Annotated in this window: 11 protein-coding genes; 3 read left to right on the top strand and 8 right to left on the bottom strand. The window is 67.7% G+C overall.

Annotation, left to right across the window (positions count from 1 at the left end):
* Positions 1-59 precede the first annotated feature (59 nt).
* A complete protein-coding gene (locus QMF81_RS01935; RefSeq protein WP_281751515.1) occupies positions 60-2,003 on the top strand; it encodes a peptidase U32 family protein in 1,944 nt (647 codons plus the stop codon).
* Here QMF81_RS01935 and QMF81_RS01930 read toward each other — a convergent pair.
* The 7 genes from QMF81_RS01930 to QMF81_RS01900 are packed head-to-tail and all read right to left on the bottom strand — an operon-like array spanning position 1,996 to position 8,833.
* Positions 1,996-2,712, bottom strand: coding sequence for a type 1 glutamine amidotransferase (locus QMF81_RS01930; RefSeq protein ID WP_281751513.1), 717 nt, complete (start codon positions 2,710-2,712; stop codon positions 1,996-1,998). The two genes, QMF81_RS01935 and QMF81_RS01930, sit on opposite strands and share 8 nt — an antisense overlap.
* 52 nt (positions 2,713-2,764) lie before the next feature.
* Positions 2,765-4,087 (bottom strand): malic enzyme-like NAD(P)-binding protein, encoded by a 1,323-nt coding sequence (locus QMF81_RS01925; protein WP_281751511.1) that lies wholly within the window; start codon positions 4,085-4,087, stop codon positions 2,765-2,767.
* A 59-nt stretch (positions 4,088-4,146) separates the two neighbouring features.
* Positions 4,147-4,704 (bottom strand): Fe-S-containing hydro-lyase, encoded by a 558-nt coding sequence (locus tag QMF81_RS01920; protein ID WP_281751509.1) that lies wholly within the window; start codon positions 4,702-4,704, stop codon positions 4,147-4,149.
* Positions 4,704-5,540, bottom strand: coding sequence for a fumarate hydratase (locus QMF81_RS01915; RefSeq protein WP_281751507.1), 837 nt, complete (start codon positions 5,538-5,540; stop codon positions 4,704-4,706). Before QMF81_RS01915 ends, QMF81_RS01920 begins: the two co-directional genes overlap by 1 nt.
* A 3-nt stretch (positions 5,541-5,543) precedes the next feature.
* A complete protein-coding gene (locus QMF81_RS01910) occupies positions 5,544-6,281 on the bottom strand; it encodes a fumarate reductase iron-sulfur subunit (protein WP_281751505.1) in 738 nt (245 codons plus the stop codon).
* 23 nt (positions 6,282-6,304) lie between these two features.
* On the bottom strand, positions 6,305-8,164 hold the full coding sequence (locus tag QMF81_RS01905; protein ID WP_281751503.1) for a fumarate reductase flavoprotein subunit: 1,860 nt from the start codon (positions 8,162-8,164) through the stop codon (positions 6,305-6,307).
* 9 nt (positions 8,165-8,173) lie between these two features.
* Positions 8,174-8,833, bottom strand: a complete 660-nt coding sequence (locus QMF81_RS01900; RefSeq protein ID WP_281751501.1) for a succinate dehydrogenase/fumarate reductase cytochrome b subunit — start codon at positions 8,831-8,833, stop codon at positions 8,174-8,176.
* Between the two features lie 366 nt (positions 8,834-9,199).
* Here QMF81_RS01900 and QMF81_RS01895 point away from each other — a divergent pair, with 366 nt between their 5' ends.
* Positions 9,200-12,550, top strand: coding sequence for an ATP-binding protein (locus tag QMF81_RS01895; protein ID WP_281751499.1), 3,351 nt, complete (start codon positions 9,200-9,202; stop codon positions 12,548-12,550).
* Here the strand turns inward: QMF81_RS01895 and QMF81_RS01890 are convergent.
* Complete coding sequence (locus tag QMF81_RS01890) at positions 12,516-13,115, bottom strand: flavin reductase family protein (protein ID WP_281751497.1); 600 nt, start codon at positions 13,113-13,115, stop codon at positions 12,516-12,518. The two genes, QMF81_RS01895 and QMF81_RS01890, sit on opposite strands and share 35 nt — an antisense overlap.
* A gap of 91 nt (positions 13,116-13,206) precedes the next feature.
* Between QMF81_RS01890 and QMF81_RS01885 the strand changes: the two genes are divergently transcribed.
* The gene (locus tag QMF81_RS01885; RefSeq protein ID WP_281751495.1) at positions 13,207-15,456 is read left to right on the top strand and encodes a heavy metal translocating P-type ATPase; all 2,250 of its coding nucleotides are present in this window, start codon (positions 13,207-13,209) and stop codon (positions 15,454-15,456) included.
* Position 15,457 lies beyond the last annotated feature (1 nt).

The following is a 15,457-nucleotide window of genomic DNA, read 5'->3' as shown; positions in this document are numbered from 1 at the left end:
TGCCCAAGCGGTGTTTGTGGGCCCTGCGCCATCCCTCTGCCCATGGAGGCGCAGCACGCGTGACTTCTTTTTCCCCAGAGATCCTTGCCCCAGCAGGCGACAGCGACAGCTTTCTCGCCGCCCTGGCCGCCGGTGCCGACGCCGTGTACTGCGGCCTCAAGCATTTTTCCGCCCGCATGGAGGCCGACAACTTCGGTCTCGGTGAGCTGGCCGCCCTCACGGCCCTGGCCCACAGCCACGGCCGCAGGGTGTATGTGGCCATGAACACCCTCATCAAGCCAGGAGAATTGGCCCAGGCCGGCCGACTGCTGGAGCGCATGACCCGCATGGTGCTGCCGGACGCCCTCATCTTCCAAGATCTCGCCATGGTGGCCCTGGCCCGCCAGACCGGGTTTGCCGGAGAGCTCCACCTCTCCACCCTGGCGGCGGCCTCTCCGGGCCGGGGCGTGGCCCTGGCCGCGGATCTCGGCATCCAGCGGGTGGTGCTGCCGCGGGAATTCTCCATCGACGAGATCAAGACCGTGGCCCGGATGCTGCCGCCAAACCTGGACTTGGAAGTCTTCGTGCACGGCGCCCTCTGCTACGCCGTGTCCGGCCGCTGCTCGTGGTCGAGCCTTTTGGGGGGAAAAAGCGGGCTGCGCGGCCGCTGCGTACAGCCCTGCCGCCGCCGCTACCGCCGCAAGGGCGAGGCCCAAGCCTTCTTTTCCTGCGACGACCTCGGCCTTGGGGTCCTGGTGCGGCTTTTGGGCGAGGTACCCGCCGTGCGCTCCTGGAAGATCGAGGGCCGCAAAAAAGGCCCGCACTACGTGTTCCACACCGTACGGGCCTACCAACTGCTCCGCGACCACGGCCGCGACCCCAAGGCCCGGCGCGAGGCCGAAGACCTGCTGGCCATGGCCCTGGGCCGGCCCACCACCCGCTCCTTCTTCCTGGGGCACAAGCCGCGCTCGCCGCTGTCGCTGCGGCCCCAAACCGGCTCGGGCCTCTTGCTCGGCAGCGTGGCCGGCGGGCCGCAGCCCCGGGTGCAGGTGCGCGAGGCCCTGATGGCCGGCGACCTGGTGCGCGTGGGGCTGGAAGACGCGGGCGGATCCTTCACCGTGCCCGTGCGCCGCTCCATCCCCAAAGGCGGCCGCCTGGATCTCTCCCGGCCCGCCCAGGGCAAACCGGTCTTTCTCGTTGACCGCCGGCCCCCGGAGCTCGTCCACATCCTGCGCACGTGGCGGGCCAAGCTTCCCGCCGCGCCGCCCACGCCCAACTCCGATTTTGCCCCAAAACTCCCGCAGCCCAAACCACGGACGCGCCCGACCCGGCCCATCCACCTCCATGCCTGGCGCCGGCTGCCGGCCCGCCTGCCCCGCGACGGCGAGCACGGGATCTGGTTTCTGCCTGGGGTGGAGCGCTCCATCTCCCGGCATATCTTCCGGCGGCTGTGGTGGTGGCTGCCGCCCATCATCTGGCCCGAGGAAGAAGCCGCCTTTGCCGAGCACCTCGAAGACGTGGAGCGCCTCGGCGGCCGGCGCTTCGTGCTCGGCGCGCCCTGGCAGCGGGCACTGCTTTCTTCCCGCGCCGAGGCCTGGGCCGGCCCGTTCTGCCACGCGGCCAACGCCCTCTGCCTTGCCGCCCTGGCGGATTTCGGCCTGGCCGGGGCCTTTGCCTCCTTCGAGCTCGATGGGGAAAGCCTGCTGGCGCTGCCGGGATCGAGTCCGCTTCCCATGGGCGTCGTGGTCGGGGGCATGCTTCCGGCCTGTGTGGCCCGCATCCGCGCCGACAGCATCCGCGACGGCGAACCGCTTATCAGCCCCAAAGGCGAAGTCTTCTGGACGCAGCGCCACGGCTCGCTGTTTTGGACCTACCCCAACTGGGAGCTGAACCTCTCGGCCCACCAGCAGGAACTTCTTGGTGCCGGCTACCAGGTCTTGGCCACCCTGCACGAATGGGTGCCCAAGACCGTCCCCCTCAAGGAACGGCCGGGACTGTGGAACTGGGAGGGGGGGCTCATCTAGACCGCAGCGGCCGCCCATCAACCCCGGCCAGCCAGCGGCCATACACCGTGCGGGCCACGGCCTGCAGGGCGTCGATCCACTGTGGGGTGGCGGCCATCATGGCCTGGGGCTCCTGCACCCAGGGGCCGAAATGGGCGCAGATCTCCTCCGCGCCCAAGGCGGCCCACTCCTCCACCATGGGGGCGGTCATCTCCACGTGGAATTGCAGTCCCAAATGCGGGCCCAGGGCAAAGGCCTGGTGGGGACAGGCCACGCTTTGGGCGATCCACTGCGCACCCTCGGGAATGGCGAAGGTCTCGCCATGCCAGTGGAAGGCGACAAAGGAGCGCACGTCGCCAAACCAGGTTTCCCCGCCCGGTCGCACCTGCACCGGGTGCCAGCCGATCTCGGCAACGGCATTGGGCGTGACACTGGCCCCCAAGGCCCGGGCGAGAAGCTGTGCCCCCAGGCAATGCCCGAGCACCGGAACACCCGTCTCCACGGCCCGGCGCACAAGCGCCAGCACCTGCGGGATCCACGGCAGGGGGTCATTGACGCTCATGGGGCCGCCCATGAGTACCAGGCCGGCAAAAGCCGAAGGGTCCACGGGCACCTCGTCGCCCTGATCCACGGCCACCAGGCGCCAAGGACGCCCCTGTTCTTCCAGCACCTGCGCCAAATACCCCGGCCCTTCATGCGGAGCGAAACGAAGAATTGCGAGAGGCAGCATATTTCTCCCAAACGCCGGGACCACCGAATGTTCGGTGGCCCCGTAGTCTCGGCTAGAAGATTTGGGGATAGGAGCGCATGAAGGCATCGAGCCGAGCCCGAGAGGCGGTAATGCGCTCGCGCAGCTGCGCCCGGTACGCGGCCATGTCGGCGATGGGGGCGCGGGCCACGCCGGTATCCATGGCCGCCTGGGCCACGGCCGCGGATTCGAACTCCATGAGCCGCAAGTCCACCGGCTTGGGGATGATGTAGTCCGGCCCGAAGGTGAGCTTGTCCACGCCGTAGGCCGCAAGCACATACTCGGGCACCGGCTTCTTGGCCAAGGCCGCCAGCGCCCGGGCGGCCGCCAGCTTCATGGACTCGTTGATGGTGGTGGCGCGCACGTCCAACGCGCCGCGGAAGATGAACGGAAAGCCAAGGACGTTATTGATCTGGTTGGGATAGTCCGAGCGCCCGGTGCCCATGATGGCGTCCGGCCGCACGGCCTTGGCCTCGTGGTAGCCGATCTCCGGCACCGGGTTGGCGCAGGCGAAGATGATGGGGTCCTTGGCCATGGAGGCCACCATGTCCGGGGTCACCACATTGGCTTTGGAGAGCCCGAGAAAGATGTCCGCTCCGCGCATGGCGTGGGCGAGGGAGTCGTACGTCCGAGTGGTGGCGAAAACACGCTTTTCCGGCGAGAGATCGGTGCGGCCTTTGTGGATATGGCCACGGGAGTCGAACATGGCCACGTTGGCCGGATCGATGCCCAGGGCGATATAGAGGCGGGTGCAGGAGATGGCGGCCGCGCCTGCGCCGGAGACCACCAGGCGCAGGTCTTCCAGGCGCTTGCCGTTGATCTCCACAGCATTGAGCAAGGCCGCGGCGGAGATGATGGCCGTGCCGTGCTGGTCGTCATGGAACACCGGGATACGCATCTCCCGCTTGAGGCGCTCTTCGATGGCAAAGCACTCCGGGGCCTTGATGTCCTCCAGGTTGATGCCGCCAAAGGTAGGCTCCAGGGCGCGCACGATGGCGCAGAAACAGTCAGGGTCGGTTTCCGCCACGTTGATGTCGTACACGTCCACGTCAGCGAAGATCTTGAAAAGCAAACCTTTGCCTTCCATCACCGGCTTGGCCGCATAGGGCCCGATATTGCCCAGGCCCAAGACCGCCGTACCATTGGACACCACGGCTACGAGGTTGCCGCGGCCGGTGTAGGTGTAGCTGGCCTCCGGGTCGCGGGCGATCTCCAGGCACGACTCGGCCACCCCCGGACTATAGGCCATGCTCAGATGCTTTTGGTTGTGGTAGGGCTTGACGGGCACCACTTCCAATTTTCCCGGCCGCACGCTGCTATGGTACTGTAGGGCCTCTTCTTTGGTAAAAAGCGCCATGTATCCTCCATGGGGCGTTGCCCCGTGATCGATTGCAAAGTCCTTGACCCAGACCCGTGCTAGGCGATGCGCGCCGCAGCCCGGTCCGGCTGTACGTACAATTCGCCGCCCACGCTGTCATTGATGACCAGGGTGGGAAAATCCTGCACCGTAAGCGCACGCACGGCCTCAGGTCCCAAATCCTCGAAGGCGATGACCGTGGCCGCGGTGATAGCTCGGGAAAGCAGCGCCCCAGCCCCGCCTGTGGCGCCCAGATATACAGCACCGTATTCCCTCAGGGCGTCGCGCACTGCTGCACTGCGTCGACCTTTACCAATGGTGGCGCGCACTCCCAAGGCATGCAGGCGCGGGGCATACGTATCCATGCGATAGCTGGTGGTGGGTCCGGCGGAACCGATGGGCCGTCCTGGCGGCGCCGGGGTAGGGCCCACGTAGTAGATCACCGCCCCTTCCACCGGGAAGGGGAGCGGCTCGCCGCGGTCCAAAAGCTCCATAAGGCGTCGATGGGCGGCATCTCGAGCGGTGTAGATGGTGCCAGAAAGGAGCACTACATCCCCGGCGCGTAGCCTGCGGGCGTCATCCTCGGGAAGCGGGGTGTGCAGACGATACTCGGCCATCAGAACGCCACCTCCTCATGCCGGGCGCTATGGCATTGGATATTCACCGCCACCGGGAGGCTGGCGATATGGCAGGGACGCAGGGCGATCTTCACGCCCAGTGCCGTGGTGCGGCCGCCAAGTCCCATGGGACCGATGCCCAAGGCATTGATGTCCCGCAAGAGTTCCACTTCCAGGGCCGCGATCTCTGCATCGGGATGGGTGTCATCCAAGGGACGCAGCAAGGCCTGTTTGGAGATCCGGGCAGCGAGCTCAAAGGAGCCACCAATTCCTACCCCCACCACGATGGGCGGACAAGGATTGGGACCTGCCTCGGCCACCCGCTCCACCACGAAGCGCCGGATACCTTCCCAACCCTGGGCTGGCGAGAGCATGGTCACCCGCGACATATTCTCGGACCCGCCGCCCTTGGCCATGAAGGCGATGCGCAGCCCATCTCCCGGGACTTCCTCCAGGTGGATGACCGCCGGGGTGTTGTCGCCGGTGTTGCGCCGGCTCAACGGGTGGCAAGCGGATTTGCGCAGCAGCCCCTCGGCGTAGCCCTGGCGCACTCCGGCCTCGATGGCCGCGGCAATACCGCCTGGCACCCGCACCGCATCGCCTTTTTCCACAAAGAACACCGCAAGCCCCGTATCCTGGCACAGGGGAAGCTGCTCACGCTCGGCCAGCTGATAGTTTTCCACCAGTTGGCGCAGCACCTCGCGGCCAGCGGGGTGGGTCTCCTCGGCCAGGGCCTGGTCCAAGGCGGCGCGCACGTCCGTGGGCAGCACGCGGCAGGCGCGCACGCACATGGCGGCCACGGCCTGGGTAATTCGCTCCGGCTCCAGCACGCGCATGATCTACCTCCCCAAAAGCTGCTTCACCGCAGTGATCCCCATCTTACGGCGCAAGAATCCGATCTGGTTCTGCAGCGGCAGGTTCTTGGGACAGACGTCCTCGCAGGCCAAAAGCCCCATACAGCCGAACACGCCAAAATCATTGCCGATGAGTTCGAAGTACTCCTTGTCCGTGCGCTCGTCGCGCGGATCCACGACAAAGCGGGCGATGCGCGCCAGGCCCGCGGCACCGAGAAAGTCCGGCCGCATGCGCGCCGTGGAGCAGGCGGCGATGCAGCAGCCGCACTCGATGCACCGCTCCATCTCATAGATGGCCTCGGCCACGGCGTTGTCCATGCGCGCCTCTTCCTTGGCGGGATCAAAAGGCTGGGAGGTATGAATCCAGGACTCCGTGCGGGTGTACATCTCCCGGAACCACGAGCCGGTGTCCACGCACAGGTCGCCGATGAGCTTGAAGACCGGCAGCGGCAGCAGGGTGATCGTCTCCGGCAGGTCCTTGGTCTTGGTCTGGCACGCCAGCCGCGGGCGGCCGTTGACCACCATGCCGCAGGAGCCGCAGATGCCCGCACGGCAGCAGAAATCGAACATGAGCCCGGGGTCCTGCTCTTCGCGCAGCCGGTTGAGGGCGATGAACAGGGTCATGTTGGCCGTTTCCTCCAGGACGAAGTCCTGCATGTGCGGCGTGGAGTCCGGGTCCTCTGGGTTGTAGCGGAAGATATGGAAGGTCAGGGTTCGAGCCATGGGGTCCTCGCAGGGTTGGAATATCAGCCTTGGGCGCGGGTCTTGGCCGCCACCACCGCCGGGTCCGCAGGGATGATCTTGCCGCCGCCGTAGCCACGGTCTCCCGGCGGGATCTCGAACACCAAGGTGGCATCTTCGTAGGCCAGCCGCGGCAGGGTCGCGCCTTCGTCCCAGTAGGCCAGGGTACGGCAAAGCCAGTCGCGGTCATTGCGCTCCGGATAGTCCTCGCGGTTGTGGGAGCCCCGGCTCTCGGTGCGGGCCAAGGCGGCGGTGGCGATGCACAGCGCCAGGCGCACCTGGCCGGGAAGCTTCAGAGCCGCGGCCACTTCGGGGTTCGCCCCCTTGCCCGAAGAACGCAGCCCCAAATGCTGGCTGCGCTCGAGCGCTTCCTGCAGCCGGGCAATGCACGCCCGCAGGCCGGCGTCGTTGCGGAACACGAAGCACCCTTCCATGAGGGCGTCCTGCATCATGCCGCGCACGGCAAAGACATCCTCCCTGCCCTGGCTTCCGGACACCAGGGCCTGGGTGCGCGCCTTTTGCCGGGCCACCTCGGCGCGGACCAGGTCCATGGGAAACGTCGGGGCCGGAGTGCCCTGCAAGAACTCCACGATACTGCGGCCGATGATGCCGCCGGCCACCACGGTCTCGGCCAGGGAGTTGCCGCCGAGCCGGTTGAAGCCATGCAGGTCCCAGCAGGCGGCCTCGCCGGCGGAGAAGAGCCCACGCAGGCCGTAGGCCGCGCCGGTCTTGTCCGTGCGGATGCCGGCCATGGTGTAGTGTTGGGTGGGGCGCACGGGGATGAGGCTCACCCGTGGGTCGATGCCGAGGAAGTGTTTGCAGATCTCGTCCACCTCGCGCAGCTTGGTGGAGATATGGGCGTCGCCCAAGTGGCGGATATCCAGCCACAGATGCTCGCCGTAGGGCGAAGGCACGCCCTTGCCCTTGCGCATGTGCTCGATCATACGGCGCGAGACCACGTCGCGGGAGGCGAGTTCCGCCTTGGCCGGCTCGTAGTCGGGCATGAAGCGGTACTCGTCCACGTCGAGCAAGGTGCCGCCGTCGCCCCGGCAGCCTTCGGTGACGAGGATGTCCGTAGGCACGATGCCCGTGGGGTGGAACTGGATGGCCTCGGGGTTGCCGATGGGCACCAGTCCGGTGTCGAGCACCATGGCCGCGCCCGCGCCGTCGCAGATGACGGCGTTGGTGGTGGCGCGGTACAAGCGGCCGAACCCCCCGGTGCACACCGCCGTGGCCCGGGCGAGAAAGACTTCCAGGGCCCCGGTGCGCAGGCAGCGCACCACCGCGCCCAAGGCCTTTTCCCCGTCGTGGATGAGGGCGATGGCCTCCTTGCGGTCCAGCACCCGGATGCCCAGTTGGGCGCAGCGGTTGTCCATGGTGCACATGACCGCATGCCCGGTGCCGTCGGAGGTGTAGCAGGTGCGCCACTTGGCCGTGCCGCCGAAGGAACGCGCGGTGATGAGCCCGGCCTTGTCTTCCTTCTCGTACTTTTCAAAGAGCTCGCCGCCCTTGAAGTAGCAGGATTTGCCCGGCACCACCCGGTTCCACGGCACTCCCCAATGGGCCAGGCGCCGCATCTCGATGGGCGCGGCCTCCACGAACATACGCGCCACTTCCTGGTCGCAACCCCAGTCCGAGCCTTTGACCGTGTCCTCGAAATGCACGTCCGGACAGTCGCCCTCTCCCATGGCGCAATTGCCCAAGGCCGCCTGCATGCCGCCCTGGGCCGCGGACGAATGCGAACGCCGCGCCGGTACGATGGACAGACACACCACATCGAACCCGGCCTCCGCCGCCTCCACGGCGATGCGCTCCCCCGAAAGTCCGGCGCCGATCACCAAAAGATCCGTCACTACCGTCTGCATACCGGCCTCCTACAGGGTTGCGTAGCGCACGAGCGCGGCCAACGAGAGCACCAAGCCACCCGCCAAAACGTATAGCCCAAGGCGCACCGCCTGCGCGCGGCAGGTATCCTGGATGAAGCCCCATTTCACCCCTGCCCGGTACACGCCGATGACCGCATGGGCCTGACCCAATGGGGCAAGGAGCAGATAGAGCACCACCCAGCCGCCGGACTGCACCCGCGCCGCGGAAGTGGCGGCCGCGATGGCGCCGGCGTTGATGGTGGTCCACATATGGATGACGCCCAAAAGGAGCACCGCCATGCCGGATGCGGCCTGCACGACCCAGGCCCAGGTATCGGCATGGCGCAGCATCCGCGCCTGCGCCCACAGGACGCGCTGCTCGCGCACCCGGAAAGGCACCTTGCGCGCCGCGGCGACAAAGTGCACGAGGAAGAGCACCGGCACGGTCCAATGCGCAAGCGTATCCAAATGCACCGCCTCGAGGCCGCCAGCCACCGCATCGAGCACCCCTGCCCCCAAAAGCACGCTCGCGGTAAGCAGGGTATGGAAGGCCAAGAACAGGGCAAGCCCCAGGCCTGAGAGCACCTGCACCCAATCCCACACCGCGTCGGCGCGGCAAGTTCCCCGCCCAACCCCGGGGCGGTCCACGGTCACCAGAGAAACAGCCATGATTCGCCTCCCCCAACGAAAAAAGCCATGCCGCACCCCCCAATGAGCCGCGGCATGGGAGGTGCGCTAGTCCCAGCCGCCTGATCGGTCAATCACGGGTGCCCGGACAAACGGTGGAAGGCCGCAAATCCTCGGTTAGCGGCAGGGGGCCGCAGGCCGCAAACCCATGCCCGGCACCTGGAGTCCAGACTCGGTCGTGCCTGCACCCCTTTGACCTGAGCCACAGTCCGAAAATCCTTTTTTCCACAAAAGGTCTGTGGATTTTCACCATGCATGTGCAAGCCCCCCGACACGGCAACGCGTCCTCGCCGGCCGCGCTTGTGCTCTCCCCAGCTTTGACCTATGGCGCAGCCTTGAGGTCCTTCAATGATGCTTCGTTCTCTGTGGCTGTGGATAGCGGCCGTGCTCCTGGGTTCACTCCTCTTTGCCGCCTGGCATGGCTTCGAGGCGGACCGCCAGTTTCGCGCCGATCTCCTGCTTCAGGCCCAAGGCATCGCCGCAGGGCTCAATGTCCAACGCCTGGAGCAACTCACCGCCACCCGTCAGGACCTGGACAATCCCGTCTATCGCCGCCTCTGCCAACAATTATTGGCCGCGCGCAGCCTTTTTCCCCAGGTCACGTATCTTTACCTCATGCGGCGGCAGCCGGACGGTACGGTGGTCTTTCTCGCCGCAGCCCAAGCCCAAAGCGATCCCGACGCCGTCCTGCCCGGCCAGCCCTATGCCGAGGCCTCGGCGACGCTCCAGGCCGTGCTCGAGCACCGCACCGACGCCGTGGAAGGCCCGCTGGGCGATGCCTGGGGCGAATGGGTGTCGGCCCTCGTGAGCCTCCCCACCCAGCAGCCCACGCTGCTCGGCATGGACATCGATGCCTCCCGCTACCGCCAGCGCCTCTGGAGCGCCGCCGGCGCGCCTCTGCTTCTGGGGGCGGTCTTCCTGGCCGCAATCCTCGGGGTATGGCGATGCCACAATCGCTGTCGGGAACCCATGCTCGTGGCGCTCCTCGGCGGCTGGTGTACCCTCCAGGCAGGCTGGGCGGCATGGACCTTGGAGCAGGGGCACCGCCATCAGGCATTCCTGCTCCTTGCCCAAAGCGAGGTGCGCACCGCTGCCGCCCACCTGCAAACCGCCCGCGATCACCTCTTGGATTCCTTGGTGGGGCTCTACGCCAGCTCCGAAGAAGTCACCCCTCCAGAGTTCTTCTCCTTTACCCAAAAATGGCGCGCGCTTGCCTGGCTGGATTTTGCCGGAGTCGCCGGCATCGAGACCTCCACCCTCTCCCCGGCCACCAATCCTGGCGTGGTGGGTTGGGACATCGCCTCAGTGCCTGCCCTCTCCCAGGCACGGCTGGAGAGCCTGCGCACGGATCTTGCCACCGCCGCCCTGACCCCGCTTTTTGGCCGCACCACCCCGAGCCTCGTACTCTTTGCGCCCCTATGGCAGCGCAGCCGCTTGCTCGGCCACGCGTGCGTGGCGGTGCACCTGGAAACCCTGGCGGCCACCTCCAACCCCGCGATTGCAGTACATCTCGGCCCTATTCCCCCAAAGGACATCCCTGCCCCCCACGGGGACACCACAATCCTGCCCATCTGCATCGGCGGTCTGGTGCTTGCGGCCCAGGCGACCCCCACGGCGGCTTTTGTCGCCCTGCACCCCATGTACGGCGCCCTCGCCACCGTGGTCTTTGGAGTCGTCCTCACCGCCCTGGCGGTGCGCATGACCATGGTCGCGCGCCAGAAGCGGGAACTGCTCGAACGCCTGGTGGGCAAGCGCACCGTGCAGCTGCAGCGCTCCCTGGAGCAGTTTCGCGCCCTCTATACCAACGCCATCACCGGCATCGCGTTCCACGAGCTGGTCCGCGATCGCCACGGCACCCCAGTCACCTACCGCTATCTGGACGCCAACCCGGCCTTTGCTCTGCAAACGGGCATCGACCCGCAGTCCATCCGTGGCAAGACCGTGGAGACGGCCCTGGGCGTGGACTCGCCGCCCTTTCTCGCCACCTATGCCCAGGTGGTGAAAAACCAGGCCCCGGTCAGCATGAACATCTATTTTGCGCCCATGCAGCGGCACTTTCTCGTCAACGCCTTCCCCCTGCCCCAAAAGGACTCCTTTGCCACGGTCTTTCTCGACACCACGGCCTGGGTGCAGGCGGAAGCGGCCCTGCGCGAGCAGACCCAACTGCTCTCCACCCTTTTGGAGGCCCTGCCGCTGCCGGTCTTCATCAAAGGCACCGATGGCCGCTACCAGGAGGTCAACCCCGCTTTTTGCGCCTTTTTCGGCGGCGAGCGCAGCCGTTTCGTAGGCAAGACCCTGGCCGAAGCCTTTGCCGAGAGCGAGGCGCACTTCTTCCAGAACAAAGACCAGGGGCTCTGGGCGACCAAGGGCACCCAGGTGTACACCACAACCCTCGTCCGGGCCGATGGCAGCCCCCGGCGCATCCTCTTTCACAAGAAAGTCATCACCGACGCCGCCGGCACCCCCACCGCCATGGTGGGCGCCATGACCGACGTCACCGAGCTGGAAGAGGCCAACACCCGCCTGCGCCAGGCCAACAGCCGCCTGGAGGAGGCCGTGGAGCGCATCGCCACCCTGGCGAGCGAGGCCGAGGCCGCACGCAAGGGGAAAGAACGCATCCTGGCCATGCTCAGCCACGATCTGCGTGCCCCGGCCGCCAGCGCCGTCAATGCCGCCCGGATGCTCATGGGCACCGACCTCTCCCCGGAAGCGGCGGCCCTGGTGCAGAGCCTTGCGGCAAGCGGCCAGGCCATGCTCGACCTCTTGGAAGACACCTTGAGCCTGGAGGCCCTGGAGCACGGAGGCATCCACCTGCAGCCCCGGCCCACGGACCTTGCGGCCCTCGTGCGCGAGACTGCGACCAGCCTGCTGCCCCTTGCCCAGGCCAAAGGCCTGGAACTCACGGCCCTGGCGCCGCCTGTCCCCACGCTCCAGGCCGACCCGAGGCGCATCCGCCAAATCCTCACCAACCTGGTGAGCAATGCCGTCAAATTCACCCCCGCGGGCGGGCAGATCCGCATCGAGCTTGGCATCCTCGAGGAGAGCGAGACCCAGGTGACGGTGGAGCTTCGCGTCACCGATACCGGGCCGGGCATTGCCCCCAAGGACCAGCAGCGGATCTTCGAGCGCTTCGGCCAGGCACACCCGGAGAGCAGCAGCCAGGGCGTGGGCCTTGGGCTTTGTCTGTGCAAGGAGCTCACCCAGGCCATGGGCGGCACCATTGGGGTGGAGAGCGAAGAAGGCCAGGGGGCGTCCTTCTGGGTCCGCCTGCCCTTGGCGCGCACGGCGTCTTCATCGCCCAAGCGCCTGCGCCCCTTGCGCGTCCTGGTGGTGGACGACGACGTGGTGAGCCGCACCGTCACCGTGAACTTGATCGCCAAGGGCGGGGACACCGCCACGGCAGCGGACGGCGGTACGGCGGCCCTGGCCGTCTTGACGGCGGCCCAGGAGCCCTTCGACGCCGCGGTGGTGGACCTGCAGATGCCGGACATGGACGGCTTTACCCTCGTGCGCCGCATCCGCCAGGGCCACGCCGGGGCCGCCCACACCACCATGGCCGTGGTGGCCCTCACCGCCAGCGACAGTGACGGGCCGGCCTGCGCCGAAGCCGGATTCGACGCCTACCTCGTCAAGCCCGTGGACGCCACGGCCCTGGCCGCCACCCTCATGCAGACGGCGTCGCATCCACGCGCTTCTTGAGGGCCTTGCCGGCGTTCCAGGGGCGCCCGGTGCGCTCGCCCAGGGCGTGGTAGGCCATTTGCCGAAAATCGAAGAGGATGGGGTTGACGCGCATGAGGTCGATCTTGCCCTGGTGCAAGACCTCGGGCTGGGCGTAGGTGGCCACCAATTCGCCGATGAAGAGCTCATGCTCGCCCACCACCACCTTCTGCGCCACCCGGCACTGCATGGCCACGGGGCAGGTGGCGATCATGGGGGCATTGACGAGCTCGCCCTCCAGGATGGGAAAGACGGTACTTTTGTCCGTCGTCTTGCCGCTCACAATACCCACGTAATCGGTGGCTTCGAGCATCTCCTGGGAAGGGATGTTGATGCTGAACTCCCCGTGCTCGCGGATGCCGATGTTGGTGTAGTGGGACGGATGGGCCGAAATGCCCAAATACTGCGGCACCCCGCCCATGGCATGGTTCATGATGCCCACGTGGGCCACGGTCATCCAATTGACCCTGCCCCGCACCCGGGCGCCCACGATGACGGTCAGCGATGGATACAGGGCGTTGACCGCCCCGATGGGTTCCAAGGCCATGGCTTGCCTCCTTGCGTGATGATGGTTCATAGGACCTTGAAGCCATACCGGAAAGCCTTGAGGGCCCGCAAGCCCTGCGGAGAACATGCCGATGTCCGAACGTCCTGCACCGTCCACCCTGCGCCTGGCCATTGGCGGCATGCACTGCGCGGCCTGCGCCGCGCGCATCGAGCGCGTCACCTCGCGCCTGCCTGGGGTGCACGCCGCCACCGTATCCCTCACCGCAAACGAAGGGGCCTTCACCTTCGACCCCAACCAGCTGGAAATACACGTCATCCAAAAGGTCATCGAAGAGGCGGGCTTCACCGCCCAGGTCATCGAAGAGGCCGATCCCGACGAGGAACTGCGGCGGCAGGACGAACGCGAGGCCGCCCGGGCGGCAGCCCTTACGCGCCGGGCCCTGTGGGCCTGGGTGTTCGCCGGCCCGCTGCTCCTCATTGCCATGGGCCCCATGCTGGGGCTGCCGCTTCCCGCGGCCCTGGATCCGCACACTCACGCCCGGCCGCTGGCCCTGCTGCAGCTCGCCCTCGCCCTGGCCACGGCCTGGGTGTGCCGGGACTTCTACCGTGACGGCATCCAGGCCCTGCTGCGCCGTGCCCCCACCATGGACACCCTGGTGGCCCTGGGTACCGGCGCGGCGCTTCTCCATTCCCTGGGCACCATGAGCGCGGTGTTCTCGCCGACGTTTTCCGCCCATGACCTGTATTTTGAATCCGCCGGCACGGTGCTCGCCATGATCGCCCTGGGAAAGGCCCTGGAGACCCGGGCCATGCGCCAGGCGGCCGAGGCGGTGCGCGGCCTTCTGCGTCTGGCCCCGGAAGAGGCCACCCTGGTGGAGGACGCGGCAGAGCGCCGCGTGCCGGTGCGGCTGGTCCTTGCCGGCATGCGGGTGCGGGTGCGGCCCGGAGAGCGCATCCCTGTGGACGGCACGGTGGTGGCCGGCGAAGGCCACGTGGACGAGAGCATGCTCACCGGCGAAGCCCGCCCTGTGCGCCGCGCCCCCGGAGACCCGGTCTTTACCGGGGCCATCAACCTCGATGGCGGCCTGGTGGTGGAGGCGGTGCACGTGGGCCGCGAAACCCTGCTCGCCCGCGTGGCGGCCCTGGTGGCCCAGGCCCAAAACGCCAAGGCGCCCATCGCCGCCCTGGCGGACCGCATCAGCCTGGTGTTCGTGCCCGTGGTGCTCGCCATCGCCGCCGGGACCTTGCTTGCCTGGCTTGCCGCCCATGCCCCGCTCACCATCGCCCTGCGCCATGCGGTAAGCGTGCTCGTCATCGCCTGCCCCTGCGCCATGGGGCTGGCCACGCCCACGGCCATTCTCGTGGGCTCCGGCCGGGGGGCACGGCTGGGGATCCTCTTCAAGAGCGGCGCCGCCCTGGAACGCCTGGCCCAGGCCACGGACGTGGTCTTCGACAAGACCGGCACGCTGACGCAGGGCCGGATGCACGTCACCCACGTGCTGCCCCTGGCCCATCTGGACGGCCCAGAGGTGCTTGCCCTGGCCGCCGCCGTGGAGGCCGCCAGCGAGCACCCCATTGCCCGCGCCATTGCCGCCGCCAAGCCCGATGCCGTGCCTGCGGAAGATTTTCAGGCCCATCCCGGCCGTGGCGCTCAAGGGCGTGTGGGCGGCAAAACCGTGCTCGTGGGCTCGCTGCGCTTTCTTGCCCAGCAGGACGTCGTCGTGCCTGCCGAGGCCCAGGCGGAAGCAGCGCAATGGGAAGACGCCGGATCCTCGGTGGTGGCCGTGGCCGTGGAAGGGAGCTTCGTCGGGCTGGTGGCGGTGGGGGATTCCCTGCGGCCCGAGGCCCTCACCGTGACCAGCGCCCTGCGCGCACTGGGGCTCACCCTGCACCTGCTCTCGGGCGACAGCCCGCGCGTGGCCCAGGCCGTGGCCGGACAACTGGACATCGCCTCCGTGCAGGCCGGGGTCCTGCCCGACGGCAAGGCCGCCTGGGTGGGCGAGCTCGTGGCCCAAGGCCGGCGGCCGGCCATGGTGGGCGACGGCATCAACGACGCGCCCGCCCTGGCCGCGGCCTGGGTGGGCATCGCCATGGGCTCGGGTCAGGACATCGCGGTGCAGGCCGGCGACGTGGTGCTGTTGCGCGGCGAGCTCTCGGCCCTGGTGGACGCCGTGGCCCTGGCGCGGGCCACCATGCGCCATGTGCGGCAAAACCTCTTTTGGGCCTTTGCCTTCAATACCCTCGGCATCCCCTTGGCCGCCGGCGCGCTCGAGCCGTGGCTCGGCTGGAGTATCAGCCCCATGTTCGCCGGCGCGGCCATGGCCATGAGCTCGCTTCTGGTGGTGGGCAACGCCCTGCGCTTGCGCTTGGTGGCACTGTAGG

The organism is Thermodesulfomicrobium sp. WS, assembly GCF_027925145.1.
GTDB lineage: Bacteria > Desulfobacterota > Desulfovibrionia > Desulfovibrionales > Desulfomicrobiaceae > Thermodesulfomicrobium.
Note: the sequence above shows the minus strand (reverse complement) of the source record. Positions and strands in the feature narration are given on the sequence as shown.

Bases quoted from the DNA above. Each gene is read 5' to 3' on its own strand.
- QMF81_RS01930 (WP_281751513.1), bottom strand. From the start codon at position 2,712: ATGCTGCCTCTCGCAATTCTTCGTTTCGCTCCGCATGAAGGGCCGGGG.
- QMF81_RS01925 (WP_281751511.1), bottom strand. From the start codon at position 4,087: ATGGCGCTTTTTACCAAAGAAGAGGCCCTACAGTACCATAGCAGCGTG.
- QMF81_RS01920 (WP_281751509.1), bottom strand. From the start codon at position 4,704: ATGGCCGAGTATCGTCTGCACACCCCGCTTCCCGAGGATGACGCCCGC.
- QMF81_RS01915 (WP_281751507.1), bottom strand. From the start codon at position 5,540: ATGCGCGTGCTGGAGCCGGAGCGAATTACCCAGGCCGTGGCCGCCATG.
- QMF81_RS01910 (WP_281751505.1), bottom strand. From the start codon at position 6,281: ATGGCTCGAACCCTGACCTTCCATATCTTCCGCTACAACCCAGAGGAC.
- QMF81_RS01905 (WP_281751503.1), bottom strand. From the start codon at position 8,164: ATGCAGACGGTAGTGACGGATCTTTTGGTGATCGGCGCCGGACTTTCG.
- QMF81_RS01900 (WP_281751501.1), bottom strand. From the start codon at position 8,833: ATGGCTGTTTCTCTGGTGACCGTGGACCGCCCCGGGGTTGGGCGGGGA.
- QMF81_RS01895 (WP_281751499.1), top strand. From the start codon at position 9,200: ATGATGCTTCGTTCTCTGTGGCTGTGGATAGCGGCCGTGCTCCTGGGT.
- QMF81_RS01890 (WP_281751497.1), bottom strand. From the start codon at position 13,115: ATGGCCTTGGAACCCATCGGGGCGGTCAACGCCCTGTATCCATCGCTG.
- QMF81_RS01885 (WP_281751495.1), top strand. From the start codon at position 13,207: ATGTCCGAACGTCCTGCACCGTCCACCCTGCGCCTGGCCATTGGCGGC.